The organism is Mycobacterium gordonae, assembly GCF_002101675.1.
In the GTDB taxonomy this organism is placed as follows: Bacteria; Actinomycetota; Actinomycetes; order Mycobacteriales; family Mycobacteriaceae; genus Mycobacterium; species Mycobacterium gordonae.
The window spans coordinates 43,874-69,838 of the sequence record NZ_LQOY01000249.1; the positions used below are offsets into that span (position 1 = coordinate 43,874).

The 25,965-nt window shown below is 66.1% G+C and carries 23 protein-coding genes and 1 pseudogene; 10 read left to right on the forward strand and 14 right to left on the reverse strand.

The window, feature by feature from the left end; all coding sequences use genetic code 11:
* The first annotated feature begins 60 nt into the window (after positions 1-60).
* The 3 genes from AWC08_RS32805 (at position 61) to AWC08_RS32815 (ending at position 3,211) form a co-directional block, all read left to right on the forward strand.
* Entirely contained in the window at positions 61-750 is a 690-nt protein-coding gene (locus AWC08_RS32805; protein ID WP_069435291.1) for a dTDP-4-amino-4,6-dideoxyglucose formyltransferase, read from the forward strand.
* A gap of 89 nt (positions 751-839) precedes the next feature.
* Entirely contained in the window at positions 840-2,435 is a 1,596-nt protein-coding gene (locus tag AWC08_RS32810) for an FAD/NAD(P)-binding protein (protein ID WP_069435290.1), read from the forward strand.
* Complete coding sequence (locus AWC08_RS32815) at positions 2,432-3,211, forward strand: methyltransferase domain-containing protein (RefSeq protein ID WP_083271408.1); 780 nt, start codon at positions 2,432-2,434, stop codon at positions 3,209-3,211. The genes AWC08_RS32810 and AWC08_RS32815 overlap by 4 nt, the downstream gene beginning before the upstream one ends.
* On the opposite strand, the gene AWC08_RS32820 is transcribed toward AWC08_RS32815, so the two are convergent.
* The 5 genes from AWC08_RS32820 to AWC08_RS32840 all read right to left on the reverse strand — a co-directional run bounded on the left by AWC08_RS32820 (position 3,153) and on the right by AWC08_RS32840 (position 9,201).
* The gene (locus AWC08_RS32820; RefSeq protein WP_069435294.1) at positions 3,153-4,163 is read right to left on the reverse strand and encodes a glycosyltransferase; all 1,011 of its coding nucleotides are present in this window, start codon (positions 4,161-4,163) and stop codon (positions 3,153-3,155) included. The genes AWC08_RS32815 and AWC08_RS32820 overlap by 59 nt on opposite strands.
* A gap of 41 nt (positions 4,164-4,204) precedes the next feature.
* Positions 4,205-5,425: a DegT/DnrJ/EryC1/StrS family aminotransferase gene (locus tag AWC08_RS32825; RefSeq protein ID WP_069435289.1), complete on the reverse strand. Its 1,221-nt coding sequence runs from the start codon at positions 5,423-5,425 to the stop codon at positions 4,205-4,207.
* 157 nt (positions 5,426-5,582) lie between these two features.
* Positions 5,583-7,958 (reverse strand): glycoside hydrolase family 65 protein, encoded by a 2,376-nt coding sequence (locus AWC08_RS32830; RefSeq protein WP_085088756.1) that lies wholly within the window; start codon positions 7,956-7,958, stop codon positions 5,583-5,585.
* Positions 7,955-8,713 carry a beta-phosphoglucomutase family hydrolase gene (locus AWC08_RS32835; RefSeq protein WP_069434087.1) on the reverse strand — a complete coding sequence of 253 codons (759 nt, stop codon included), beginning with the start codon at positions 8,711-8,713 and terminating at the stop codon, positions 7,955-7,957. Before AWC08_RS32835 ends, AWC08_RS32830 begins: the two co-directional genes overlap by 4 nt.
* An 89-nt stretch (positions 8,714-8,802) precedes the next feature.
* The gene (locus tag AWC08_RS32840) at positions 8,803-9,201 is read right to left on the reverse strand and encodes a cold shock domain-containing protein (protein ID WP_065136951.1); all 399 of its coding nucleotides are present in this window, start codon (positions 9,199-9,201) and stop codon (positions 8,803-8,805) included.
* A gap of 185 nt (positions 9,202-9,386) precedes the next feature.
* Between AWC08_RS32840 and AWC08_RS39315 the strand changes: the two genes are divergently transcribed.
* Positions 9,387-9,512: a hypothetical protein gene (locus AWC08_RS39315; protein WP_264076410.1), complete on the forward strand. Its 126-nt coding sequence runs from the start codon at positions 9,387-9,389 to the stop codon at positions 9,510-9,512.
* Here AWC08_RS39315 and AWC08_RS32850 read toward each other — a convergent pair.
* Positions 9,507-11,354, reverse strand: coding sequence for a PPE family protein (locus tag AWC08_RS32850; RefSeq protein WP_069434088.1), 1,848 nt, complete (start codon positions 11,352-11,354; stop codon positions 9,507-9,509). The genes AWC08_RS39315 and AWC08_RS32850 overlap by 6 nt on opposite strands.
* A gap of 130 nt (positions 11,355-11,484) precedes the next feature.
* Here AWC08_RS32850 and guaA point away from each other — a divergent pair, with 130 nt between their 5' ends.
* Together guaA and AWC08_RS32860 are read left to right on the forward strand one after the other, a co-directional pair.
* On the forward strand, positions 11,485-13,038 hold the full coding sequence (gene guaA / locus AWC08_RS32855; RefSeq protein ID WP_069434097.1) for a glutamine-hydrolyzing GMP synthase: 1,554 nt from the start codon (positions 11,485-11,487) through the stop codon (positions 13,036-13,038).
* Between the two features lie 45 nt (positions 13,039-13,083).
* A complete protein-coding gene (locus AWC08_RS32860) occupies positions 13,084-14,010 on the forward strand; it encodes a phytanoyl-CoA dioxygenase family protein (RefSeq protein WP_069434089.1) in 927 nt (308 codons plus the stop codon).
* Positions 14,011-14,013: 3 nt separating this feature from the next.
* Here the strand turns inward: AWC08_RS32860 and AWC08_RS32865 are convergent, their stop codons facing one another.
* Positions 14,014-14,589, reverse strand: a complete 576-nt coding sequence (locus AWC08_RS32865) for a hypothetical protein (protein WP_197522007.1) — start codon at positions 14,587-14,589, stop codon at positions 14,014-14,016.
* Between the two features lie 158 nt (positions 14,590-14,747).
* Here AWC08_RS32865 and AWC08_RS32870 point away from each other — a divergent pair, with 158 nt between their 5' ends.
* A complete protein-coding gene (locus AWC08_RS32870) occupies positions 14,748-15,377 on the forward strand; it encodes a hypothetical protein (protein WP_069434090.1) in 630 nt (209 codons plus the stop codon).
* 2 nt (positions 15,378-15,379) lie between these two features.
* Positions 15,380-16,957, forward strand: a complete 1,578-nt coding sequence (locus tag AWC08_RS32875) for a DNA polymerase Y family protein (RefSeq protein WP_142283948.1) — start codon at positions 15,380-15,382, stop codon at positions 16,955-16,957.
* 173 nt (positions 16,958-17,130) lie between these two features.
* On the opposite strand, the gene AWC08_RS32880 is transcribed toward AWC08_RS32875, so the two are convergent.
* Positions 17,131-17,478: a WhiB family transcriptional regulator gene (locus AWC08_RS32880; RefSeq protein ID WP_065136956.1), complete on the reverse strand. Its 348-nt coding sequence runs from the start codon at positions 17,476-17,478 to the stop codon at positions 17,131-17,133.
* A gap of 300 nt (positions 17,479-17,778) precedes the next feature.
* The gene (locus AWC08_RS32885; protein WP_085088759.1) at positions 17,779-18,705 is read right to left on the reverse strand and encodes a nucleoside hydrolase; all 927 of its coding nucleotides are present in this window, start codon (positions 18,703-18,705) and stop codon (positions 17,779-17,781) included.
* A 23-nt stretch (positions 18,706-18,728) separates the two neighbouring features.
* On the opposite strand from AWC08_RS32885, the gene cmaA1 reads away from it, so the two are divergent.
* On the forward strand, positions 18,729-19,598 hold the full coding sequence (gene cmaA1, locus AWC08_RS32890) for a cyclopropane mycolic acid synthase CmaA1 (protein ID WP_065136958.1): 870 nt from the start codon (positions 18,729-18,731) through the stop codon (positions 19,596-19,598).
* Here cmaA1 and AWC08_RS32895 read toward each other — a convergent pair.
* From AWC08_RS32895 to AWC08_RS32905, 3 genes are read right to left on the reverse strand one after another with little or no spacing between them, the layout of a single operon-like run.
* Positions 19,576-20,301, reverse strand: coding sequence for a 2OG-Fe dioxygenase family protein (locus tag AWC08_RS32895; protein WP_069435648.1), 726 nt, complete (start codon positions 20,299-20,301; stop codon positions 19,576-19,578). The two genes, cmaA1 and AWC08_RS32895, sit on opposite strands and share 23 nt — an antisense overlap.
* A gap of 51 nt (positions 20,302-20,352) precedes the next feature.
* Complete coding sequence (locus AWC08_RS32900; protein ID WP_085088762.1) at positions 20,353-22,365, reverse strand: SDR family oxidoreductase; 2,013 nt, start codon at positions 22,363-22,365, stop codon at positions 20,353-20,355.
* Between the two features lie 55 nt (positions 22,366-22,420).
* Positions 22,421-23,131, reverse strand: a complete 711-nt coding sequence (locus AWC08_RS32905; RefSeq protein WP_065136961.1) for a histidine phosphatase family protein — start codon at positions 23,129-23,131, stop codon at positions 22,421-22,423.
* Positions 23,132-23,225: 94 nt separating this feature from the next.
* Here AWC08_RS32905 and AWC08_RS32910 point away from each other — a divergent pair, with 94 nt between their 5' ends.
* Positions 23,226-24,095 (forward strand): MaoC family dehydratase, encoded by an 870-nt coding sequence (locus AWC08_RS32910; protein ID WP_069435619.1) that lies wholly within the window; start codon positions 23,226-23,228, stop codon positions 24,093-24,095.
* Here AWC08_RS32910 and AWC08_RS32915 read toward each other — a convergent pair.
* A complete protein-coding gene (locus AWC08_RS32915; protein ID WP_256101071.1) occupies positions 24,092-25,492 on the reverse strand; it encodes an APC family permease in 1,401 nt (466 codons plus the stop codon). The two genes, AWC08_RS32910 and AWC08_RS32915, sit on opposite strands and share 4 nt — an antisense overlap.
* Before the next feature lie 409 nt (positions 25,493-25,901).
* Positions 25,902-25,965: pseudogene (locus tag AWC08_RS37270) on the reverse strand (class I SAM-dependent methyltransferase); the annotation flags it as partial.

Below are 25,965 nucleotides of genomic sequence, written 5' to 3' on the forward strand. Positions count from 1 at the left end.
AGCGCCAGGTCGCCGGAGTGGGTGGGTCGTGCCGTACGGTAGGGCCGTGCGAGGGCGGGTATGACGACGCTGATCCTCACCGACAACGTCCACACTTATGCTCTCGCCGGCGAACTGCAAAGGCGGTACGGCGAAATCGAGGTCTACCAGTCGCGGTTTGGCCAACTGCCGGGCGTGCCGCGGCTTGACATCAACGGCAGCGTGGCCGAGATCGTGCAGCGTTATGACCTGGTTTTCTCACTGCACTGCAAGCAGATCTTTCCCGCGGCGTTGCTCGACGGGGTCAGATGCGTAAATGTCCATCCAGGTCTGAACCCGTACAACCGTGGATGGTTTCCGCAGGTCTTCTCGATCATCAACGGGCAACAGGCCGGCGTGACGATTCATGAGATGGACGATCAACTGGACCACGGCCCCATCATTGTGCAGCGGGAATGTCCGATCGATTCCTGGGACACCTCGGGCAGCGTGTATATCAGGCTGCTGGCCATCGAGCGCGAGTTGGTGCTCGAAAACTTCCCCGCGATTCGTGACCGGACGTATCGGGCCGAGCCGATGGCCACGGAGGGCAATCTGAACCTCAAGAAGGATTTCGACCGGCTGCGGCAATTGGACTTGGACGAACAGGGAACCTTCGGGCACTTCCTCAACCGTCTGCGTGCATTGACGCACGACGAGTTCCGGAATGCCTGGTTCGTCGATTCGTCGGGTCGCAAGGTGTACGTCCGCGTCGTACTCGAACCGGAATAGTCGCCGGCTGCCACCCAGGGGCCGCATGTTAGGCTGCCCTAACTCCACGGCGTGCGGGTGTGTCGTCCCGCTGATTCGAGAGGCGGGTCATGCTGCGCGACAGCGCTGTGGTTCCCGTACCCCCATTCGACATCGCTTTCGTCGGAAGCGGGATCGCCTGCTCGATGACTCTGCTGGAAATCGCCGCGATTCTGCTGCGTCGGCCGCCAGTCGCCAAGCTCCGCATCGCGGTGGTGGAGCGTGACGAGCAGTTCTGGTGCGGCATCGCATATGGTCGCCGGTCAAGTATCCGCGCGCTCGCCATCCAAAAGCTCGACGAGTTCGTCAGCGAACCCGAGAAGGGCGCTTACTGTGCCTGGCTGGCGCGGCACAAGGACGACTGGTTGACATTCCTGCGGGAGCACGGTGGTGAGGCCGCGGCTCGCTGGCTTGACGACAACCGCGATGCGCTGCACCACAACCGGTGGGGCGGGCTTTACCTACCGCGGTTTCTGTTCGGCATGTTCATCGCGGAGCAAGTGGTCGACGCCATGGCTGACCTCGCCGACCGCGGATTGGCCGAGATCGCGACCATCCATGCCGAGGCCGTGAGCGCGGATTCGAAAGCTGGGTGTTTCGTCGTCGGCTTGCGCCCCTCAGTCCCCGGCGGTCCCATGGAGATCCGTGCACACCGGGTGGTCGCGGCTATCGGCAGCCCGCCGACCAGGACGATGCTGCATGGCGATCACAAGCCCGCATTCGCCTACATCAACGATCTTTACCGCCCCGATTGTGAGAGCAACCTGCAGCGGTTACGTCAGGCCCTGGACGGCGTCCCGGTGCGCGAACAGCGCAACGTCCTGGTGTTGGGATCGAACGCCACTTCCCTCGAAGTCCTCTACCTGATGTATCACCAGCCGGCCATCCGCGAACGGATCGACACCGTCACCGTGATCTCGCGTTCGGGGGTGTTGCCCTACATGATCTGCGATGAGTCGCCCGAGTTCGAATTCCCGTGCCTGACTGCATTGCTCGAAACGCAGACTGTACTCGCAATCGACCTGATGGCCGCCGTCCGCGCCGACCTGCGCACGGCCGCAGAACGGTCGCTGAATCTGGCCGATCTGTACGAGGGCGTCGGCGCGCTGATGGCTAAGGCGTTCGGCAAGATGGATCCAGAGCAGCTCGAAGAGTTTTTCTGCGTGCATGGCATGGATTACACGAAGTTGGTCCGTCGCGCGGGACGCGACTGCCGCCAGGCGGCAGCGGAGCTGGCCGCCGAAGGCACGTTGGCGATCGTCGCCGGCGAGGTACTCGGAGTGCAACCGTGCGCCTCCGGCGAGCCCTTTGCCCGGGTGTGTTACCGGGCAAATGGCATTGAGCAGACACACCCCCGGCGATTCGCGGCAGTGGTCAATTGCGGCGGTTTTGAAGAGCTGGACACGTCTTCGGCGGCGTTCCTCGCCAGCAGTCTGCGGAACGGACTCTGCCGGCCCAACCGGACCAACCGGGGTGTCGTCGTAAACGATGAGTTCGAGGCCAGCCCGGGATTCTTCGTCATCGGGCCGTTGAACGGCGGCAATTTCAATGCCCGAATCCGTTTCTGGCACGTCGAGAGTGCACCTCGCATTCGCTCACTGGCGAAATCGTTGGCGCCCGGCCTGGTCTCATCGGTGCAGCCGAGCCGGGTTGAGCGGGCCGGATGACCGCCTGGGGCCTCGAGCGATTCATCCGGAGCGCGATGTTCCGCGGGCCGGGTCGCTGCAATCTCTGCGATAAGAAGGTCCGGTTCAAGAGCATCAGTCGAACCTTGGGACGAACCCTGGCTCAGTACCAATTCCCTTACGCACTTGACGACTTCGAGACGTTGAACCATCGCCGGTACTTGTGTCCGGTGTGTGGTTGCAGCGACCGCGACCGGCTCTACAAGCTCTATGTCGACCGGTTCCTGCCGCCCGACGGGGTACGTCGGGTGGTCGAATTCGCTCCTGCCCCAGCACTGTCTGCATATCTGCGGAGCCGAGATGACTTCCACTACCGATCGGCCGACCTGATGATGTCGGGCGTCGACGACGTGGTGGATATCACGAACATGCCGAACTACCAGAACGATTCGCTCGACTTCTTCATCTGCTCGCACGTGCTCGAGCACGTCACAGATGACGGCCGTGCGTTGGATGAGCTCTATCGAGTCCTGGTACCCGGCGGCCGCGGCATCATCATGACCCCGGTAACACCGCAGGGCAGTTTTGACGAAGATCCCTCACTGACCGACGAACGTGAGCGCTGGCGCCGGTTCGCGCAAGGCGATCACGTGCGCCTCTACGACCGCGCCACCCTCTGTTCGCGAATTCGTCAGCACCGCTTCGAGATCGACGTGCTCGACTGGCGAAGCTTCGGCCAGGAGGCATTCTCCCGGCACGCTATTGATCCCGGTTCGGTTCTCTACGTCGTGCAGAAGCCGTCGCAAATCGATGTTTGAGGTGGGACGAATACACGTAGGCATGCCTGCGTACACGTGCGACGTCCCCGGAGAGCCGATGTTCAAGCCGTCGCCAGCGCGTCTGCGTCCACCGGTGCTGCAGTGAGAGCATCGTGACCCGCGGATGGTCGGCCACCGAATTCAGCAGGGCCGCACGGCCCTTGGGGCCCGGCACCTTGGCGATCTCGCCGAGCACCCAATCGGCCACCTTGCCGATGATTCTTTCCCGCGCATGGTCGCCGGGGAACAGGTCCACCATCGCCTCGAGCGTCGCCACCACCCCGTAGCCGCGCGACTGCCAGAACTTTTGCCGGTCGCGATCGGATTCATACCAGATCCCTTGTGGGTGACGGCGATACACCGCCATCGTGTCGGGCAACATTGCGATCTCGCCGTTGATCGCATGCCGCACATGCAGGTACCAGTCGATCGGCATGATGTTGGCAGGTATGTCGTCGTAACGCTGCTGGCGACGGTAGACGACCGAATTCGTCTGGATGAAGTTGCGTGCCAGCAGCGCTTCCAGGCTCATATCGCGCCGCCAGCTGACCGGTGGAAACTCCGCGTCGGGCGCCCCGTCGTGGATGACCCGCACGGGGTGGAAGCACAGGCTCGTGCGCGGATGCCGGTCCAGGAATTCCACCTGCTTGGTCAGCTTGAGCGGATCGGTCCAGTAATCGTCGCCCTCGCACAGGGCGAGGTACTCACCTCGGGCGGCCGACAAGGTCGCGACGAAGTTCGCGTGCACGCCGATATTCGTCGACCTGAAAATCGGTCGAAACAGCTGCGGGTAGCGGGCGGCGTAGTCCCGGATGATCGCCGGGGTGGCGTCTCTGGAAGCGTCGTCGGCGATGACGACCTCGACGGGAAAATTGGTTCGCTGCGCGACGAAGCCGTCCAGCGCCTGCCGGATGAAGCTCTCTTGGTTGTAGGTGATCGACACCACGCTCACCTTGGGGGAGTCGCATGGTGTGGCCGGCTGTGCGGTCACCGCTACGCTTCCTGCACCGCCGCTACCACCCGCGCGACATCGCCTGAGGCCATGTGGTCGTGCACCGGCAGGGAGACGATTCGAGAGCAAATGTCTTCTGTGACAGGCAAATCAGCCGTCTTGAGCAATTCGTCGTTTACGACGAAATAAGGATGGCGGTGCTGAGGTGGATTGTAGTAATCGCGCGCTCGGACCGCGTTCTGGTGCAGGCTGGCAAGCACGGCGGTCTTGTGGTCGGGTGTCGTGCAACAGGCGCTCGCAAAGCAGAGTGCCGAAGCATCGGCGTTTGGTTGAAATCGCAACCCCTCCTCAGCCAGACCGGCGCGGTAGCTGCCGAGCACCGCGCGGCGGCTTTCCAGACGGTCATCGAGGCCCACCAATTGGCGCAGGCCGATGGCGGCGTTGATCTCCTGGAGCTTGGCGTTCATGCCGAAATGGCCGGCTTCGCGTGAGCTTCCAAGCCCAAAGTTGGCAAACCGATAGGTCTGCTCGACCAGGTGCGGATCGCGCGAGACCAGAGCACCACCCTCGCCGACCGCGAACGGCTTGGTCGCATGGAGTGAGAAGATCTCGCACCTCCCGCGGCCACCGACGCGATCGCCGTCGGGGTACGTAGAACCGAATCCGGCTGCCGAGTCGATGACCAAGGGCAACTCCCATTCGGCGGCAAGCTGTTCCCAGTCCCCGATCTGGGGGTTGCCCACCCCGAAAGCGTTGGTGAGGACGATGCCTGCAATCCGGTCGCGGGAGCGTTCCAGAACGGTGCGGGCGGATTCGACACATGGCTGCCATGAGCCGGGGTCGATGTCGATCAACCACGGGCGGTACCCGTTCCACAGCGCAGCCTGGGCTACGCCGACGAAGGTGAACGACGGCATCAGCACGTAGCGATCCCGGTCGCCGGCACCGAAAGTGACGTGTATCGCTGCGATCAGCGCCATCGTGCCGTTCGCGAGGGTCGCCACGTGCAGCTCCGAACCCAGGTATTCGCCGAGAGCGTGAGCGAACTGGCGTTCCTTCGGCCCGAAGTTCGTATACCAGTTGGTGTGCGCGATCCGCCGGAAGTCTTCCGCCAGCTCCGCCGGTCCGGGGAAGCTAGGCCGGATGAAGGGAATCTCGGGCGTACGGGAGTCGCTTGTGTCGGCGACGGCCCTGGAGCGGTGCGGTGACGCACGTGTCGACGGCCGTTCCAACATCGAGCCGTGGAACGTTCGGATCTTCATGAATGCAGAGGTCAATGCCAAGGGCTCCGTGGGTCAGCGACGAGGGACGACAACCGAATGCGATGAGGTTAGCCTTACCTCTCCTCGTTGTCACGTCGAAACCCGCGCTCAGGTTGAATGCGTAGACAAGACCGCCCGGGGAAGCCACCCGTCGCGTCTACGTCGACGGCACCATTTTGGCCAGACTCCGCCGGTGAATCGGCTCCCGCCCCGGCGGCTGAACCGGTGCGGGCAGCAGCGCCTCGCGCCGGCGCACCGCGATGGTCGTGGGCTCCTCGGTGCTCAAGGTGAGTTCCTCGCCGGCATGCTGGATCACCAGCTCGCCACCGGGCCCGTCACGCAGGGTGTAGATGACGTTTTCGTGGTCGGCGTCTACTGTCACGCGACAACCACGCCACCGCAGCCGGAATCGCAGCCGCGAAATGCCGTCGGGCAGTTGCGGGTCGATGGACAAGATGCCCTCGTCGTCGCGCAACCCGCCGAAGCCGGCGACCAGCGCCGTCCACGCGCCGGCCAGCGAGGCCATATGCAGACCGTCGCGGGTGTTGCGGTGCAGATCGCGCAGATCGATCAGGGCGGCCTCGTAGGCGTAGTCGTGGGCCAGCTCCAGGTGGCCGACCTCGGCGCACATCACCGCCTGGGTGCACGCCGACAGTGACGAGTCACGGACCGTCCGCCGCTCGTAGTAGTCGACATTGCGGGCTTTCTGCTCGGGCGTGAACGCGTGGCTCTGCCATTGCATCGCCAGAACGAGGTCGGCCTGTTTGATCACCTGTGCGGGGTAGAGCCGAACGTAGGCTTCGTGCATCAGCAGGGGATAGGTGGCGTTGGTCTGGAAGTCCCACTCGGCGAGCGTGGTGAATCCTTCGCACTGTTCGTGGACGCCCAGTTCCTCGTCGTAGGGGATGTGGGCGGCGTTGGCCGCATCGCGCCAGGCGGCCATCTCCTCGGTGGTGACGCCCAGCGCCCCGGCCTTGTCGGGATGACGCTTGGCGGCCTCGGCGGCGGTGCGCAGGTTATTGGCTGCCATCAGGTTGGTGAAGACGTTGTCCCGGACGATCGCGGTGTACTCGTCGGGGCCGGTCACCCCGTCCAGATGCCAGACGCCGTGCCGGTCGTGGTGCCCCAGCGACATCCACAGCCGGGCGGTCTCGATCAGCACCGGCAGGCCGCACTCCTCTTCCAGAGAATCGTCGCCGGTGACGATGCGATAGCGCTCGAAGGCCATCGCGATGTCGGCGTTGATGTGCCAGCCGGCGGTGCCGGCCGGCCAGTACGCCGAGCACTCCTGGCCGCGGATGGTGCGCCACGGGAAGGCCGCGCCGTCCAGGCCCAGCTCGGCGGCCCGTTCCTTGGCCAGGTCCAGCGTCGAGGCGCGCCAGCGCAGGGCGTCGGCGACCGCGTGCGGCACCGTGTAGGTGAGCACCGGCAACACGAAACCCTCGGTGTCCCAGAACGCGTGGCCGTCGTAGCCGGTCCCAGTGAGGCCCTTGCTGGGAATGGCCCGGCGCTCGGCGCGGGCGCTGGCCTGCAGCAGGTGGAACATCCCGAATCGCACCGCCTGCTGGCTTTCCGGATCGCCCTCGACTTCCACGTCGGCCGCGTCCCAGAACAGGTCCAGGTAGGCGCGCTGTCCGTCGAGCAGACCCTGCCAGCCGCTGTAGCGGGCGCTGGACAGGGCCGCGGCGGCCTGATCCCGCAGTCCGGGACGGGAGCGCAGGCTCGACCAGCCGTAGGCCAGGTACTTGACGATGCGCAGCTTCTGCCCGGGCCGCAGGCCGCAGATGACCGTGGTCCGGGCCAGGTCGGCGCGGACGTCGGTGCTGATCTCGCACCGGCCCGGGACCTCGACCTCGTGGTCCATCGCAGCGGCCATCATCAGCGCGCTGCTGCGGGTGCGGTGCATGAGAAGCGCTCTGCCCTCGGTGATTTCGTGATCTACGGCCTCCAGCGGGTTCTCCAGGATGGCTGAGACGCGGGGGTCGTCGGAAGTCTGCGGCTGGTCCTCGTTGGTGACCAGTTCGGATTGCACGGTGACCCGGGAGAAGTCGTCGATGGCCTCGACCACGTACTCGATGGCCGCGACGCTGCGGTGCACCAGCGACACCAGTCGAGTGGAAGTCACCTTGACCTGCTTGCCGGTGGGCGAGCGCCAGTGCGCGCAGCGGGTGAGCGTTCCGGCTCGGAAGTCGAGAATCCGCTCGTGGTCCAGCAATTCGCCGTAGCGGACGTCGAACGGCTCGTCGTCGACCATCAACCGGATGATCTTGCCGTTGGTGACGTCGACGACGGTCTGTCCGGCCTCGGGATATCCGTAACCGGCTTCGGCGTAGGGCAGTGGCCGGATCTCGTAGAACGAGTTCAGGTAGGTGCCCGGCAGTCCGTAGGGTTCACCTTCGTCGAGGTTGCCGCGTAATCCGATGTGCCCGTTGGACAATGCGAACAGCGACTCGGACTGGGCCAGTAAATTCAGATTGAGTCGGGTTTCGCGAATCTGCCAAGGCTCAACCGGAAACGCTTCCTGGGAAATCATGTCGTTCCCCCGTCATCCTCACCGAGCAGTTCGGCGAGATCGGTCACCACCACGTCGGCGCCGTTGTCGCGCAGTTCGTCAGCCTGACCGACTCGGTCGACACCCACCACCAGTCCGAAATTACCGGCCCGGCCGGCCTGTACGCCGGAGATTGCGTCCTCGAACACCGCGGCGGCACCCGGCTCGACGTCGAGCAACTGCGCGCCGCGCAGGTAGGAGTCCGGGGCCGGCTTGCCGGCGATGTTCTCCTCGCGCAGGGTCACCCCGTCTACCCGCTGCTGGACGAATCGGTCCAAGCCGGTGATCGCGAGCACGTCGCGGGTGTTGGCGCTCGAGGACACGACCGCGACCTTGAGCCCCGCCGCCTCTACCGCCTCCAGGTACCGGCGCGACCCGTCGAACACCTCGACACCGTCTTTGTGCAGAACCGCTTGAAAGGCATCGTTTTTCCGGGTTCCCAAGCCATGCACGGTGTCAGCATCGGGCGGATCGTCGGGGCCGCCGTCGGGCAGATCGATGCCCCGGCTGTGCAGGAATGACCGGACGCCGTCTTCGCGTTTCTTGCCATCGACGTACTGGCGGTAGTCGGCGGCCGGATCGAAGGGGACGAAGGCTTCACCCGTCTGCTCTGCGCGCTGTCTCAGGAAAGCGTCGAACATCTCCTTCCACGCCTTGGTGTGGACGCTCGCGGTGTCGGTGAGCACACCGTCGAGGTCGAACAGGCAGGCGCGCACTTGCTCTGGCAGACCGAGCACAGATGCCACTGGCTCAACCCCGCTTCCATGTAGTTGGTGATGTAGTTGGCAACACCTCTCCACATGCCCGGTGAGGCGCCGGGGGCAAACTATGAATCCACTAAGCCGTGTTTGCGGGCCACCTCTTCAAAGCTGCTCCGCACCGCGAGGATCTGCTGAGCATTCAGTGCTGGAGTTATGTGCAATAACTTCTCGGTAATTGTCTGGCGGAATTCTTCGGGCGAAAGCACGTCGAAATATTCGTCGCCGGCCACCGACGGATCGTCGTCGACGGGCGCGGACACATTCGACAAACGTACTTCCCGCGCGAATTTCCCGCGATTTCCCTCATCAATCTCAAAAGACACCCGGGCGCCCCGCACTACGCGGTTTTTCTCCACCTCCAGGTCGTTGACGTGCAAAAACACGTCTTCGCCGCCAATATCTGGGGTGATGAACCCATAACCGCGCACCCCGTCAAACCGCACAATTCTGCCCGTGACCCGCACCCTTATAGCCCCTGCTCGATCCGTCGCCTGCTCCGGCGATCATACCGCCGGACACCGGTCCGACGAGGCTGGGTCGATTCGACGTAAGCGGACCGAAATTGACGCGGCGTCAGGTTCCCGGCCGCGGTCAGCAACTGCAACGGCGACGATCAAAGTAGACATCGTTTCGCCGCAGCCGGCTCTGGGTGGGTTCGGCTCAGGAGTTGGTCTGGGCCTGGCTGCTCGGTGTGCTGGCCGACCCACCGGACGCGCAGGACGCGGCGGTCTGCGCCGATGCCGCGTGGCTGTGCCTGCGCGCCGAGGGGCTATAGCAGCGCGGTGAAGTCGGCGACGATCGACTTGGCGGCGCCGTAGTAGGCGTAGGCGAGGAAGAAGCTCAGGAAGGTGAGCAGTCCGATGTCGGCAGCGATCGGGTAGCCGATTGCGTTGACGATGCCCGCTGGATCCCCCTCGACGACTTGCCTGATGCCGTCCAGGAACAGGTTGATGTCGTAGGACGGCAGTGAGACGGCGATGGCGGTCAGGGTGTCCGCGGTCGGAAGCAGCGTCGCGTAAGCCGTTGCCGTGGCGCGGGTAGCGGCGGTGACGAGCTTGGTGTTCGCCGTCTGCAGGCCGTCGATGACGCCATCGACCGACAGCGGCGAGAATGCCGGCAGGGTCAGGTGGGGGAGGCTCGGCATGGTCGGTTGCGACGGTGGATGCCAGGCTCTCAAATCGGCGCCCGCGTCGCTGATGCCTTGCTGGGTTCCGTTGACCAGGGCGTTGACCACCCGGACTGGGCTGACGTCCGGGAACAGCCCAAACGGGGTGGGAATGTTGGCCGGCGCGGTCGAATAGCCGTAGTCGGGGTCGCCGTAGCCCAGGTTCACGATCACCTTCAGGTTGGGCTGAATCAGATCGGCGATCGTGTTGCCCAGAAACGACGTCCGTAACGGCTCGAGCAGCGGCAAGTTCTGGGTGGGAATCATGTAGTAGGTCGTCATCGTCGGTCCCTCGGTGGGCAATTGGACGGCGGTGGCGACCTGTTCGGACGTGAGGGTCGGATACAGCGGGTGCACGTAGAGCGCGCCGAGCATGGCGTTGACGTCGGCCACAATGTTGAGTGGATACCGCGGGAAGTCGGCGAAGCCGTCGTATTCGATCGTGTACACGACGGTCGGGTAATCATTGGCCGGCGTGGACCCGGGGAACGCCTTGCCCATGCTGGGCAGGGTGAGTCCGTCGAAGCGCGAATACAGCCCACCGTTGGGGTTCATCGGGTTCCCGACCAGGGAGAAGCTCACCGCATCGGTGGGCACGCCGGCGGCTTTGAGTCGGGCCATTTCCAGCGACGCAATCCCGGCGCCCTGCGAAAACCCTTGCACGACAACGTGATTACCCGACGCCAATTGAGTATGGATGGCGTTGTCGAGAATCGTCAGCCCCTGGGCCCAGGAGGCCTCCTCGGTCAGCGTCTTGATGCCGGTGATCCAGTAGGACTGCGCGGGTGTCAGCAGCGCCTGAGCATTGGCGACGGTGAAAGCCGGGAAATGGGGCGTGACGTACTCGGCCAGCACGGTGTTCACATAACTCTGGGAAGGCAACGGGAATCCGCTGCCACCGATCACCAGAGTGACGTCGGACGATGCGGCCGGCGCCGCCGGTGCCGGCCGCCACGGTGTGAGCTGGGCGACCGCGGCCGAGGCGCCAGCGTAATAGTCCGACATGGCCGCCACATCCGTGGCCCACATTTGCTCGTAGTCGGCCTCGGTGGCGGCGATCGCCGGCGCATTGAGTCCCAGGAGGTTTGAGGCCACCAGGGAAAACAGCTGAGTTCGATTGCCCGCCAACGCTTCCAGTGGCACGGTAGCTGCCCGCGCCGCGTCGTAGGCCGCTGCCGCGGCGGTCGCTTGACCGGCGGCGTGCGCGGCGGCCGTTGCCGCGTCCCTCAGCCAGCTGCTGTATGAGAACGCCAGTTCAGCCATGGCTGTCGCCGGGACGCCCTGCCAGACTTGGGCGAGGTTCGACACCACCGATGAGAATCCGTGCGCCGTGGCAGTCAGGTCTTCTTCCAACGCCTCCCACGCCGTTGCCGCAGCCAGCAGGGAACCGGATCCCGGCCCGTGCGCGATGAGTGCGGAAGTGACCTCAGGTGGCGCCACCACAAAATCCATTTTGAGCACCTGCCCATCCGGAGAACTGTCAACTAAAGTGGACGACCTAACGGACTATAGGAGCGGTCGCGATTTCCGTCAACCAAGGTTGACAACCGCGGAACCCGTCAGATGGCTAAACTCGGTGCCCGTGGAATCAGCCTCGCCGCGGCCCGTGTTGGTGGTCGACTTCGGTGCCCAGTACGCCCAGTTGATTGCCCGCCGGGTCCGGGAAGCGCGGGTGTTCTCGGAGGTGGTTCCGCACACCACGTCGGTCGAGGAGATCCGGGCCCGGAACCCGTTGGCACTGGTGCTCTCGGGTGGGCCGGCCAGTGTCTACGCCGACGGCGCCCCGCAACTGGATCCGGCGTTGTTCGACCTTGGTCTGCCGGTGTTCGGCATCTGCTACGGATTCCAGGCGATGGCCCAGGCATTGGGCGGCACCGTCGCGCACACCGGAACCAGCGAGTACGGCCGCACTGAACTGAAAGTCCTTGGCGGCGAATTGCATTCAGACCTTCCGGGGGTGCAGCCGGTGTGGATGAGCCACGGCGACGCGGTCACCGCGGCGCCGGAAGGATTCGAGGTGGTGGCCAGCAGCGCGGGGGCGGCGGTGGCCGCTTTCGAAGCTCGTGAGCGCGGCCTGGCCGGCGTGCAGTACCACCCCGAGGTGATGCACACCCCGCACGGACAACAGGTGCTCAGCCGGTTCCTGCACGAGTTCGCCGGGATCGGCGCGGAGTGGACCCCGGCCAACATCGCCAACGCGCTGATCGAGCAGGTGCGCGAGCAGATCGGCGACGGTCAGGCCATTTGCGGCCTGTCCGGTGGCGTGGACTCGGCGGTGGCCGCCGCGCTGGTGCAGCGCGCCATCGGCGAGAAGTTGACTTGCGTCTTCGTCGACCACGGTCTGTTGCGCGCCGGTGAGCGCGCCCAGGTGGAGCGCGATTTCGTCGCAGCCACCGGAGCCAATCTGGTCACCGTCGACGCCGCGCAGACCTTCCTCGAGGCGCTCTCGGGCGTCAGCAATCCCGAGGGCAAGCGCAAGATCATCGGCCGGCAGTTCATCCGGGCATTCGAGGGCGCGGTGCGGGATGTCTTGCACGGCAGCCAGATTGACTTCCTGGTGCAGGGGACGCTGTACCCGGACGTGGTGGAGTCCGGCGGCGGCAGCGGCACCGCCAACATCAAGAGCCACCACAACGTGGGCGGTCTGCCCGACGACCTCAAGTTCAAACTCGTCGAGCCGCTGCGCCTGTTGTTCAAAGACGAGGTGCGCGCGGTCGGGCGGGAGCTGGGCCTGCCGGAGGAAATCGTTGCACGCCAGCCGTTCCCGGGTCCCGGGCTGGGCATCCGAATCGTCGGAGAGGTCACCGCGGCACGGCTGGACACGTTGCGTCGCGCGGACCTGATTGCGCGGGAAGAGCTGACGGCCGCCGGACTGGACAATCAGATCTGGCAATGCCCGGTGGTGCTGCTGGCCGACATCCGGTCGGTGGGCGTGCAGGGCGACGGGCGTACCTACGGGCACCCGGTCGTGTTGCGCCCGGTCTCCAGCGAGGACGCCATGACCGCCGACTGGACCCGGGTGCCCTATGAGGTGCTGGAGCGCATTTCGACCCGCATCACCAACGAGGTCCGCGAGGTCAACCGGGTGGTGCTGGACGTCACCAGCAAACCCCCCGGCACCATCGAATGGGAGTGATTCTGATCGGCCCCGAACGCCGCTGACCCAGGATACGATGTCGCGATGATCGGTAGCCTTTCCGCTGCTCACGCGGAGCGTCGCGAATTCTGGGGGGAGCTGTGCCCGGGAATGTCGATCGAAGCCGGCGGGTACGCCCGACCGGCCGCGGTCGGTGAGGTCACGTCGCTGCTGGCCAATCTGAAGCGCGAAGGTTACGTCCAGGTACCCGGCGCCTTGCCGGAAACGACGGTCGCCCCGATCCGCTACGCCGTGTCGACGCTGTTCCAGCGCGGCATCCCGTTGGCGTTCGCGTTCGTCTATGACGAGTTATGGCTTGCGTTCCAAGGTCTTTCGAGTTTCCTGACGTCGGTGCTGGGCGAGGATTATCGGGCGCTGCCCGACTTCTGGGTCTGGCACGTCAACCCCAACGAGAACGCGCTGGGCTGGGGCCCGCACCGCGACCGGGTGATCCCGACCCTCGATCCCGACAACTCACCCCACACGCTGACGGTCTGGCTGCCGTTCACCGACGCCACCCCGCTCAACGGGTGCATGTACATGCTGCCCGCGCACCTCGACGACCGGTTCCGGCAACGCCGCTGGGACGGCGAGAACAACACCGTCGTCTACAACCTGCAGGACATCCGGGCGCTGCCGGCGACGGCCGGTTCGCTGCTGGCCTGGAACCAGGCGGTGCTGCACTGGGGCGGGCGGGGCAGCCGGCTGGGAGCGGCGCCGCGGATCAGTGCCGCGTTCGAATTCCAGCGTGCCGACCGTCCGCCGTTCAACAATCCGCTGCTGGATCCCGCTCGGGTGCCGACCTTCCAGGAGCGGCTGGGGCTGATCGGCAAGCAGGTGCTGCAATACCGCCACATGTACCCACTCAGCGATGAGGTCGCGGCGATCGCCACCTCTCTGTTCCAGAGATTCATGCCGGGAGCGCCGATCCCGGACGCCTACCCGGTGCCGACCGGGGTCGCGGCCAACTAGCCCCTAGCGGACGATCTCTCGGTCGCCGTAGGTGATTGTTGCGGTTGCCCAGTCACCGCCCGACGCGTCGACGAGCCGGTGGGCGATGTCCAGATCTTCGTTGGCCGCGACCAGGATCAGGGTGGGTTCGGTTGCGGTGACAGATCCACCCAGCAGCCGATGGTGTGCGGCTTCATCGGCGACGAACGCGTCGCGGAAGCGGGCGAAATCGATGCCGGGCACCGCGATGATGGCTGCTTGGGAGTCGCGCGCATCGTCGGTCAGGTAGTCGAAGGTCAGCACCGCTTGTTGGTCGAACTGGCGGCGCAGTGCCTCGGCGGCGGCACCCAGGGCGGGTTCGTCGACGACGCACAGATGGAACTGGCGTGCCCGTTCGACGGCGACCTGCTGCCGCTCGTCAGACCAGAACACCCCGTCGAGCAGAGCCGAACCCGTGACCGGTGCACCGTTGAGCGCGAGCGTCGCTGTCGCCTGAAGCTCGAACAGCTCGAGCTCGTCGAGTCCGCCCTGGTCGCTGCTGTCGGTGGCGAACAGCTCGGCCGGGTGGCACGGGTCGGCGTTTGCTGAAACAGGCGTCACAGCAGTGCTACCGGCTATCAGCAGCCACATCAGCACCAGGGCGTGGCGGCGGCCATGAACTCGGCGCCCCCACCCGCGCCTTGACGCTGTCGGGGGGTGGGTGTTTACTCGAATCGAATCGAACATACTTTCGAAAGCATCTGGTTGGGAGGCTGGTCATGACCGCGGCTTTTGCCTCCCCTCAGCATCGGGAAAACCGCTCTGAGCAGCTTAAACAGCTACGCCAGAAAATCGCCGCGTTGTCCGGGAAGGATACCGCCCCCGCCGAGGATCTGGTGCCGGCGGGTCCGGCGCTGCTGCCGCGCGGGACGGTGGCGGTGCTCTCGGGAGCGCGGTCGCTGGTGCTTCGCATGGTGGCCACGGTGACGGCCGGTGGGGGCAATGCGGTCATTGTCGGCCAGCCGGATATCGGGTTGCTGGCCGCGGTGGAAATGGGGGCGGACCTGAGCCGGATTGCGGTGGTGCCGGACCCCGGAAACGATCCGGTGGAGGTGGCCGCGGTGCTCATCGACGGCATGGATCTGGTGGTCCTCGGCCTGGGCGGCCGTCGGGTGACGCGGACCCGGGCGCGGGCGGTGGTGGCCCGCGCCCGTCAAAAGGGTTGCACGGTGCTGGTCACCGACGGGGACTGGGAAGGGGCGTCGACGCGACTGCAGGCCCGGGTCTGTGGCTATGAGCTGACTCCGTCTACCGGGGGTGGGACGCCCCCCGGGATCGGGCGCATCAGTGGAGTCCGGTTGCAGATCAGCCGGTGTGGGCGGTCGATCGATCGAGCGCGAACCGGTTGACTCTGATGGCTTCTCGGGTGTTGGCGATCTGGTGCATGGACTGGCCCGCAGTCGCGGCGGCGGCGGCCGCAGGGCAGTCCGCGACGGATCCGGTCGCGGTCACCGTGGCGAATCGGGTGATCGCCTGCTCGGCGACGGCCCGGGCGGCCGGGGTGCGGCGCGGGCTGCGGCGCCGGGAGGCGGCGGCGCGGTGCCCGGAACTGCACATCGCGGCCGCCGACGTGGACCGCGACGCCCGCTTCTTCGAAGGGGTGATCGCCGCGGTGGAGGATCTGGTGCCCCGCCCCGAGGTGCTGCGGCCCGGCCTTCTGGTGTTGCCGGTGCGCGGCGCAGCACGGTTCTTCGGATCTGAACAGCAGGCGGCTGAGCGACTGATCGACGCGGTGGCCGCGGCCGGTGCCGAGTGTCAGGTCGGCATCGCCGACGGTTTGTCCACTGCGGTCTTCGCCGCGCGTGCGGGCCGCGTGGTGGAGCCGGGAGGGGACGCGCGGTTCTTGTCGGCGCTGTCGATCCGCCAGCTCGCCACCGAGCCGAGCCTGTCCGGCCCAGGTCGGGATGAGCTGGCAGACCTGTTGTGGCGGATGGGGATTCGTACCATCGGACAATTCGCCGCGCTGTCCCGCGTCGACGTCGCTTCCCGGTTCGGAGCGGACGCGGTGACTGCGCACCGGTTCGCTCGGGGCGAATCGGAACGCGGGCCCTCCGGGCGTGAACCGCCACCGGAACTGGCCGCCGTGCTGGACTGTGATCCTCCGATCGACCGGGTCGACGCTGCGGCATTCGCCGGGCGCTCGCTGGCCGCCACGCTGCACCAGTCGCTGCTGGCCGCTGGAGTGGGGTGCACCCGGCTGGCCATTCACGCTGTTACCGCCAGCGGTGAAGAGCTGAGCCGGGTGTGGCGGTGCGCTGAACCGTTGACCGAAGACGCCACCGCCGACCGGGTGCGTTGGCAACTCGACGGGTGGCTGAGTCACCGGGTCTCACGAGGGCACCCTTTGGACGCGCCGGTGACGCTGTTGCGGTTGCAGGCCGTGGAAGTGGTCTCGGCCGGGGCGTTGCAGCTACCGCTGTGGGGTGGTCTTGGTGAGGAGGACAGGCTCCGGGCCCGACGGGCCCTGGTGCGGGTTCAGGGACTGCTGGGTCCGGAGGCGGTGCAGGTGCCGGTGCTGTCCGGCGGTCGGGGGCCGCTCGAGCGGATCACCTTGACCCCGTTGGGGGATGAAGCGGTGCCGGGGGCCGATCCCGCCCAGCCGTGGCCCGGCCAACTGCCGGACCCCTCGCCGGCGGTTCTGGTCGACGACCCGGTGGAATTGCTTGATGCTCAAGGAAATCCGATTCGGGTGACCAGCAGGGGAGTGTTCTCCGCCGAGCCTGCCCGCCTGGCTGTGCGGGGGTCAGACGACCGGCTGCGCTGGTGGGCCGGACCCTGGCCCGTCGACGAGCGGTGGTGGGATGACCGGCCCGAGGCCGGTCAAAGAGGTAGTCGCGTCGCTCGTGCCCAGGTGCTGTTGGAAAGCGAACGGGCGTTTCTGCTGTGCTACCGGCAGAGGAGGTGGTTCATGGAAGGTATCTACGAGTGAATACGGCACTGACCAGCGGAAAGGCCCGAGATTTTGCGCTGGGTAAAAACCCGGCCGCTCCGGCGTGCCCGTCTGATTCGACAAATCCGTTGCGGTAGAGCGGGATTCGCCAACCAGGCACCCATTGAACCTCGGCGTTGTAACAGAAAAGTAATGACGAGCGGAGCCGCGGCCTAGACGGCCGAGCGGGACTTGCGCTTGTTCAAGAAGGTCGACCACGACACCACGTCGGGGTGCTCCTTGAGCAGGGCCCTGCGCTGCCGTTCGGTCATGCCGCCCCACACGCCGAATTCGACCTTGTTGTCGAGCGCGTCCGCGCCGCATTCGCGCAGCACCGGGCAGTGCCGGCAGATGGCTGCCGCTTGACGCTGCGCCGCCCCGCTCACGAACAGCTCGTCCGGGTCCTTTGTCCTGCATAGGCCTTGTGATACCCAGGCCCGTTCCCCACCATCTTCGGCATGGTGGGCGTTGCTGACGGCGACAAGGTTCAGCCGCCGAGCGGCCGGGCGTGTTCCTGTCACGAAGTGTTCCCCTTAACTATCCGGCCGCGTTATGCGACCGCCTCCCCGCGGTGCAGACCAAGTTGTGACCGACGCGTCGTTGCTTTGTCGCCCCAGACGTGATCTGAATCTCACCGTGCTTATAAATTAGGGGGTGACAGACCAATTGCGCAACCGTTCAACGGAATTTTTTGGGACGCATGTGCCATACGGTCGGTATGATTTCACCGGTTTGATCTTGACTTTCGGTCTTGCACTCGAGTTTACCGGCCCACCCACGGGCACGGGCCCGCGCCCAAGGAGGGCTTCCGCCGGCGCTGCTCAGCTCAGTCGGCCGGCGAACCCTTCCACGCGCTGGGTGAACCGGCCGAAAAACACCGCCGCGTCGACCTCAACGCCTATCTGCGCATTCGGCCTTCGCGCACCAGACCAATCCGCGGTGGTCGTCCCGGGGTGGCCCGACACGTCGACCTCCACCATGGCCGGCCGGGTCGTGATCAGCAGGGGGTCCAGCGCCACGGCGGCGGCCAGCGGGTCGTGCAGATGGGCCAGGTATCCCAGGCCACGGTCGCGATTCGCCTCGAAGTAGAACCGCATCGCGTCGACGATGAACCGGATAACCGGTGACGGCCCCGCCATGCCGTCCAGCATGTCCGGGGTCATGACGACCGTGCGTGTCAATTCCAGGCCGCAGACGACGGGCTGGCGCGGTTGGCCCGCCCACGCCGCAAACACCTCGGCCGCCGCTTGCGGGTCCATCCTGACGTTCCATTCCGCCGCCGCCTGGCCGTCGAAGGACCCGCCCATGATCACCAGTTGCCCCAGCAGCATCGGCAGTGCCGGCTCAATGCGCAGCGCCAGTGCCAGGTTGGTCAATGGCGCTGTCGCCAGACCGACGAGCTCGCCGGGATGGGCACGCGCCGCGCGCACCCAGGCCGTCGCGGCATCGTGTTCGGTGAGCCGCCGACGGCTGCGTGGCAGCTCCGCATATCCTAAACCGTTGGGGCCGTGTATGTTTCCGCGCTCGGGGCAGCGGCCACTCAGTGGCCGGTCGGCCCCGCGGGAGACGGGGATGGTGCCCGCCCGGCACAGATCGAGCAGGCCGAGGTTGTTCGCGCACACCTGGTCCACCGCGATGTTGCCGCCCGTCGAGGCGATACCGACCAGATCGGCGCCGCTGGCCAGCAAATAGATCAGGGCAAGCGCGTCGTCGATGCCGGTGTCGACGTCGGCGAACACGGCGCTCATCGGCGCCACGATACGCTGTGCGGATGCCCGATGATCTGACGCCGCACTTCGACGACGTGCAAGCCCATTACGACCTGTCCGACGAGTTTTTCCGGCTGTTCCTGGATCCCACCCAGACCTACAGCTGTGCGTACTTCGAGCGCGATGACATGACCCTGGAAGAGGCGCAGATCGCCAAGATCGATCTGGCGCTGGGCAAACTCGGTCTGCGACCGGGCATGACCCTGCTCGACGTCGGCTGCGGTTGGGGCGCCACCATGATGCGCGCGGTGGAGCGCTACGACGTCAACGTCATCGGCCTCACCTTGAGCAAGAACCAGGCCAATCACGTCGAGCAGCTGTTCGCGAAATCCGACAGCCCCCGCACCAAACGTGTTCTGCTGCAAGGCTGGGAGCAGTTCGACGAGCCGGTCGATCGGATCGTCAGCATCGGCGCGTTCGAGCACTTCGGGCACGAGCGCTACGACGCGTTCTTCACCCTCGCCCACCGCCTGCTGCCAGACGACGGAATCATGCTGTTGCACACCATCACCGGGCTGCACCCGCTGGAGATGAAGGAGCGGGGCCTGCCGCTGACCTTCGAGTTCGCCCGATTCGTCAAATTCATTGTCACCGAGATCTTTCCGGGCGGACGGTTGCCGTCGATCCCGATGGTGCAGGAGCGGGCCACCGCGAACGGATTCAACATCACCCGGGTGCAGTCGCTGCAGCCGCACTACGCCAAGACTCTCGACATCTGGTCGGACGCCCTCGCTGCCCACAAAGACCAGGCCATCGCCCTGCAGTCCGAGGAAGTCTACGAGCGCTACATCAAGTACCTCACCGGCTGTGCCGAGATGTTCCGTTTGGGCTACATCGACGTCGACCAGTTCACCTGTGAGAAGCGAACGTAATCACCAGCACGTCACGCTGGGCCGGGCCCGAGCCGTCGATGGGCCGGATCGGTGACACGCCGTGCAGGGTGCGCCGGTCGTCGTTCACCAGCAACGTGCCGGGCTCGTCCAGCGTGGTCGCCAGCAACTGCCGACCATCGGCGTCGCACACGGTGCTCTCACCACCGAGCGCGTTGCGCCGCCCGATCAGCAGCGAACTGACCACCATTACCCCGTCGCGGTGCATGCCCTCGGGCGTCGGATGGCCGTTGCCACCGGTGGATTGGGTGCGGAACGGGTGCACCTTGACATCCCACTGCGGGGCTTCGTCCAGGACCGCCGCGAGCCGGCTCAGCAGGTACAGCAATTCGTGCAGCAGCGGATCTTCGGCGAAAGCCGTGGTCAGCGGCTCGAATACGCGGTCGCGGCCGATGTAGAGCGGATTGCTGCTTTCGGGTTGCACGAACTCTTCGGCGGGTAGCGGGCGCACCTGCGTGCCCACCGCGAACCGCCCGTACCTGCGCAGCCGCTGGATGCCCAGTTCGGCGGCATAAGGGTCCGGCGCCAAGTCGTCCCAGTGGCGCCCGAAGCGCACCCAGTCCTCTCGATGCATGCCCAGGGTGCGGGTCAGGTCGAAGGAGTGAAGCACCGCCACACCACTGGTGGTGAGGTCGTGCGCGGCGACGGCCACCGGGTCGGTGCGCTGAGTTTGAGTTGGGCCCACGTCGCGGGAATACCGCGGTCGTACGCCGCTAAACGTGGAGGTGGCCTGGATTTACCAGTGCAGGCCGGGTACCAGTCGCACCATCTGCTTGACCGGCTTGGGCACCGCCACCCGTGGCACGGCGCGAACCGGGCGCTTGGGCCGACGGGGTTGTGGGTCAATGGGTTCGGTGGGCTCGGTGACCCCACGGGCAGCGGCCGAGTCGGGATATCCGAGATAGAGCTGGTGCAGAATGCGGCGGGACAGCCTGGGCGCGAACTGGTGACCGGCCTCGGCCAGGGTGCCCATCGGCGTGTCGATGCGCACCGGCTTGTCCACCAGGCCGCGCACCACCATCGCCGCCGCGCGTTCGGCGCTGATCGCCGGCACCGGGTTGAGCCGCTTCGACGGCGCGATCATCGGGGTGGCGACCAGGGGCATGTGGATGGTGGTGAAGGTGATGTGGTCGGACAGGGTCTCGGTGGAGACGACGTCGGCGAACGCGTCCAGCGCCGCCTTGGTGGGCAGGTACGAGCTGTACTTCGGGTTGCGGGCCTGCACACCGGCGCTGGAGACGTTGACGACGTGACCGAACCGGCGCTCCCGCCAGTGCGGCAGCAGGGCGAGCACCATCCGCACCGCACCGAAGTAGTTGACGGCCATCACGCGCTCGTAGTCGTGCAGTCGGTCGGTGGAGTTGACCACCGAGCGGCGGATCGACCGGCCGGCGTTGTTCACCAGGTAGTCGACGTGATCGAAGCGGCCCAGGATGTCTTTGACGGTGTGCTCCACCGATGCCGAATCGGTGATGTCGCAGGTGAATGGGTAGGCCTGGCCGCCGTTCGCGCGGATCTCCTCGACCAGTTCGTCGAGAGCCTCGCCGTTGCGGGCCAGCGCGAAGACGGTGGCGCCGCGCCGCGCCACGGCCAGCGCCGAGGCGCGGCCGATGCCGCTGGACGCGCCGGTGATGATGACGTGCCGGCCCACCAGCGGGCCCTCGTTATCGTCGCGGCGGGCGCGGTCGGGATCCAGATGTTCAGCCCAGTACCGCCATAACTTGGGCGCGTAGCTCGCGAACTCCGGAACACCGATGCCGCTGCCGCGCAACGCCTTCTGCGTCTCGTCGCTGACGAAGGTGGGGGCCAGGTCGATCACGTCGAGCACCTCGGCGGGCACGCCCAACTGGGTGGCGGCCATGTTGCGCAGCACCTTGGCGCGTCCGCTCACCTTGAGCACCGAGGTGGCCATCGAACGGGGCAGCGTGCCGCGCAGCGCAGGCAGCCCGGCGGCCCGCGCGATGCCGCGGTAGATGCCGCGCAGGCCGACGGTGCTAGGAGCTGTCAGGTGGAACGTCCGCCCGTCTAGCGAAGCCGAGCCGTCGGCATGCATGAGCGCCACCAGCGCGTCGGCCACGTAGTCGACCGGGACGATGTTGGTGCGTCCGGTGTCCGGCAGCATCATCGGCGTGAACGACGGCAGCACAGCGAGCTTGGCCAGCACACCGAAGAAGTAGTAGGGCCCGTCGATCTTGTCCATCTCGCCGGTGCGCGAATCGCCGACGACCACGGCCGGACGGTAGATGCGGTAGCGCAGGCCCGGGGTGTCCCGGACCAGCGCCTCGGCCTCGAACTTCGTCCGGTGATATGGCGTCGGCAGTCCCTGGCCCACGTCGAAGTCGTCTTCGGTGTACTCACCCCGGAAGTCGCCGGCCACCGCGATGGAGGAGACGTGGTGGAAAGTGGCGCCGAGTCTGAGTGCCAGGGCGATGACAGCGCGGGTGCCCTCCACATTGGCCGTGCGCTGCTCGGCCTCACCGGCGGTGATGTCGTAGAGCGCCGCGCAGTGCACCAGGTGGTCGACATGCCCGAGTTCGGCGATCACCCGCTCGGTCAGATCGAGCTCAGGCAACGCGCCGACCAGGGGTTTCACCCGCTCGTCGTCCCAGTCCAGTGCGAGGCGCTCGAAACGGCCCAGCGACTGGCGGCGGACCAGGACCCACACCTGGGCATCGGGCTGATGGTCCAGCAGACGGGCTACGACTCGGCGGCCAATAAACCCGGTACCGCCGGTAACGACATACCGCATGCAGCCCATCGTGGCGGCATGCGACCGCCCCCGTCAACCGTGACGCGCGGTCAGCTCAGTTGAAGCTGCGCACCCCGTCCCAGTCCACCAGCGTCCAGCCGGTGACCGGGTTGCCGGTGATGACCACCCGTCCGACGTTGGGCAGCGGGTGGCTGTTGAGCAGGCTCAGCTTGGGATTCTTGACGTTCATCAGCGTCCACACCATGATCGCCGTGCCCTGGGAGAACACCGCCGGCTTGTTGTGGCCACTGTCGTAGATCTTGCGGATGGCGCCGCTGAACCGCGAGTTGAAATCGCTGCCACTCACCGAGCCCGGGATGCTGGTGTCCACGTCCCCGTCCACCCAGCGGACCGGGGCCAGCATGTAGGTCGAGTTCGCCATCGACTCGGGTTTGCCGTTGTACCAACCGGCGTCGATGGACTGCAGGCCCTGCTCGATCGCCACCTGGCGGCCGACCTCGGTGGCCAGCGGTCCGGCGGTTTGCTGGTCGGCGGCCATGGGCGAGGAGTACAGCGCGTCGAACTCGGTGTGTCCGACCTGGTGGGCGAGCTGCTGGGCCTGCCCTTTGCCGTCGGCGGTGAGGCTGGGACCGGGCACCGCGGTGTCGATGATGCCGTCGGCATTGGCCTGGGTTTGGGCGTTGCGGATGAAGGTGATGGTGATGCTACGTGCCTGCGGGCTGCTGCTGCAGGCGCCGAGGAGTACCGCGGCGGCGGCCACAGCGACGAGTTGGGATGCCCTTCGGATCAATGCGCGCTTCACCATGGCGATAGCCTGCCCTGCCGACACCTTCGGTGGGAAGGGTTTGCGATGGTTACTTCACCGAAATTGCGGAATTGAAATCTAAGAGGAGACTCGCATGGCGATTGATCCGAGTGCCGTCGGCGCGGTAACCAAGCCCCAGCTGTTCGAGTGGACCGACCGGGACACGCTGCTGTACGCGCTCGGAGTCGGCGCCGGACTCGAGGATCTGTCGTTCACCACCGAGAACAGCCACGACATTCCGCAGCAGGTGCTGCCCACCTACGCGGTGATCTGCTGCCCTGCTTTCGGGGCGGCCGGCAAAGTCGGAACGTTCAACTGGGCGATGTTGCTGCACGGATCCCAGACCGTCCGGCTGCATGCGCCGCTGCCACCGGCCGGCACGCTGTCCGTGGTGTCGGAGGTGGTCGACATTCAGGACAAAGGCGAGGGCAAGAACGCCATCCTGATGCTGCGCGGCAAAGGCACCGATCCCGATAGCGGGACGCTGATCGCCGAGACGCTGACCACGCTCGTCATCCGCGGTGAGGGCGGCTTCGGGGGTGAGAAGGGGGAGCGGCCGGTCGCGCCGGAGTTCCCCGACCGCGAGCCGGACGTTCGCGTCGAGCTTCCCACCCGCGAGGATCAGGCCCTGATCTACCGGCTGTCCGGCGACCGTAATCCGCTGCACAGCGATCCCTGGTTCGCCACCAACCTGGCCGGATTTCCCCGCCCAATCCTGCACGGGCTGTGCACTTACGGCGTGACGGGCCGCGCACTGGTGGCCGAGCTGGGTCAGGGCGTCGCCGCCAACATCACCTCGATCGCGGCGCGGTTCACCAAACCGGTGTTTCCCGGCGAGACGCTGACGACGCTGATCTGGAAGACCGAGCCGGGCAAGGCGGTGTTCCGCACCGAGGCGTCCGGCGCGGAGGGTCAGGGGCCGCGGCTGGTGCTTGACGATGGCGAAGTGGAGTACGTCGTTTAGCGGTCGGTGGTGCGGTAGTAGTGCACGTAGGCAATCGCCGGCACCACGACGAAGGTGACGACGATCAGCACGATGGAGAAGTAGTTGGGGCCGCCGTGCGGGCGCAGAACCAACGTCCGGTAATCGAAAGACACCGCCAGCGCCACCGAGATCACCACGGCCGCGACCGGTAACACCCTGTCGGTGAACGCATTTCGTCTCACCGCTGCGTGTGCGCCGGTTTTGTCGCGAGCCAGTGCGATCAGGGCAAAGGGCACGATGATGAACTGGATGAACCGGGCGATCACCGCCAGACCGGTCAGCGTCTCGTTGTCGAAGCGCAGCGCCAGCGGAAAAGCCAGCGCCAATGCCGCGGTGATGGCGAAAGCTATCATCGGCACCCCGAACCGGTTCTTGCGGGACAGCCGGGCGGGCAGGGTGTGGGTGTCCGACAGTGCGGTCCACAACCGTGGCGCCCCGAATGACGCCGCCACGTTGATGCCGAACATTGACACCAGGGCACCCACGATGACGATGCTGCGGAAGGCGTCGTTGCCGATCGCGGCGGCCAGTTTCACCGTGCCCGTGGACGCGACGATCTTGTCGGAGCCCAACAGCATCGCGACGGTTACGGCGAGGACGTAGACGGTGCCGACGGCCAGGATCGACAGCGGGATCGCCCGGGGCAGATTGCGGTCCGGTTCGTCCATCTCCTCGGCGGCGTTGGCGATCGACTCGAACCCGGTGAACGCGTAGAGCGCGGCCATCGTAGCCAGCACCACACCCGTCAACGTGTTCTGGCCGATTTCGATGAAACCGAACAAGGCGTACGGCGCGGGTTGGTAGACACCGGGGGAGCTCGCAGTGTCGTAGTTGTCCACGTGCTGTGTCGCGATGACCCACATCCCGCCGGCGATGAAGACTGTGAGCGCGAAGATCTTTCCGGCGGTGGAGATTCCGTTGGCCCACTTGATCACTCGGTTACCGAACAGGTTGATCACCAGGAGCACCGCGATGAACAGCAGGAAGGTCAGCGTCTTCACACTGAACAGGTTGCTGTCCTGATACCAATGTCGTTGCGGGAAGACGACTTTGAGCAGGGTTGAAACGAATAGTGAAGCCAGCACCCCCCAGGCGATGGAGGCGACGATGGCGTGGGTCACGCCGACATAGATGCCGATCCGCTGGCCGAATGCCGCGGTCGTGTAGGCGTAGGAGGCGCCGTTGGTCCTGACGTAGCGCGCGGCGGTGGCAAAGACGAGCGCCATGATGCCCGCAAAGAGACCGGCCAGGACGTAGGCGAGGGGTGCCAACGGTCCGGCGAGCCTGATCACCGCCCCGGGGGTCAGGAAGATCCCGGCTCCGATGACCGCATTGATCCCGAGCATGACGATGCTCCAGAACCCGAGCTTGCTGATCGCGACACGCTCCTATCGGCCGAGGGCACGTAAAGCGTGTCACAGGTTCGGAGGGCAGTCGTTCAGCGGTCGACCGGACCGCGGGTGTCTGTCAGGCGTTCTGGCCAGCGCTGCCGTCGCCGATGCCGTTCTTGCCCCTGCCCGGGGAACCGCCGACGCCGGTGCCTGCGCCGGCACCTCCGTCGTTGCCGAAGGTGTCATTGTTGGCGCCGTCACCGCCTGCCCCGCCGAGGGCGCCGCTGTCCCCGGGGTCACCGTTGCCGGTGCCGTCAGCGGTATTGGCGATGCTGCCGCCGCCGCCACCACCGCCGGTGCCACTGCCGCCCGCCCCACCGGTGCCGCCCGTACCGGAGACGCTGGAGCTGCCGACGGTAGCCAGGGTATTGCCGCCGCTACCACCGGTGCCGGCGGTGAAGAACGCGTCGTAGCGCTCGTGCCCGAAGTGCTCGAACGCGCCGATGCTGACGATCCGA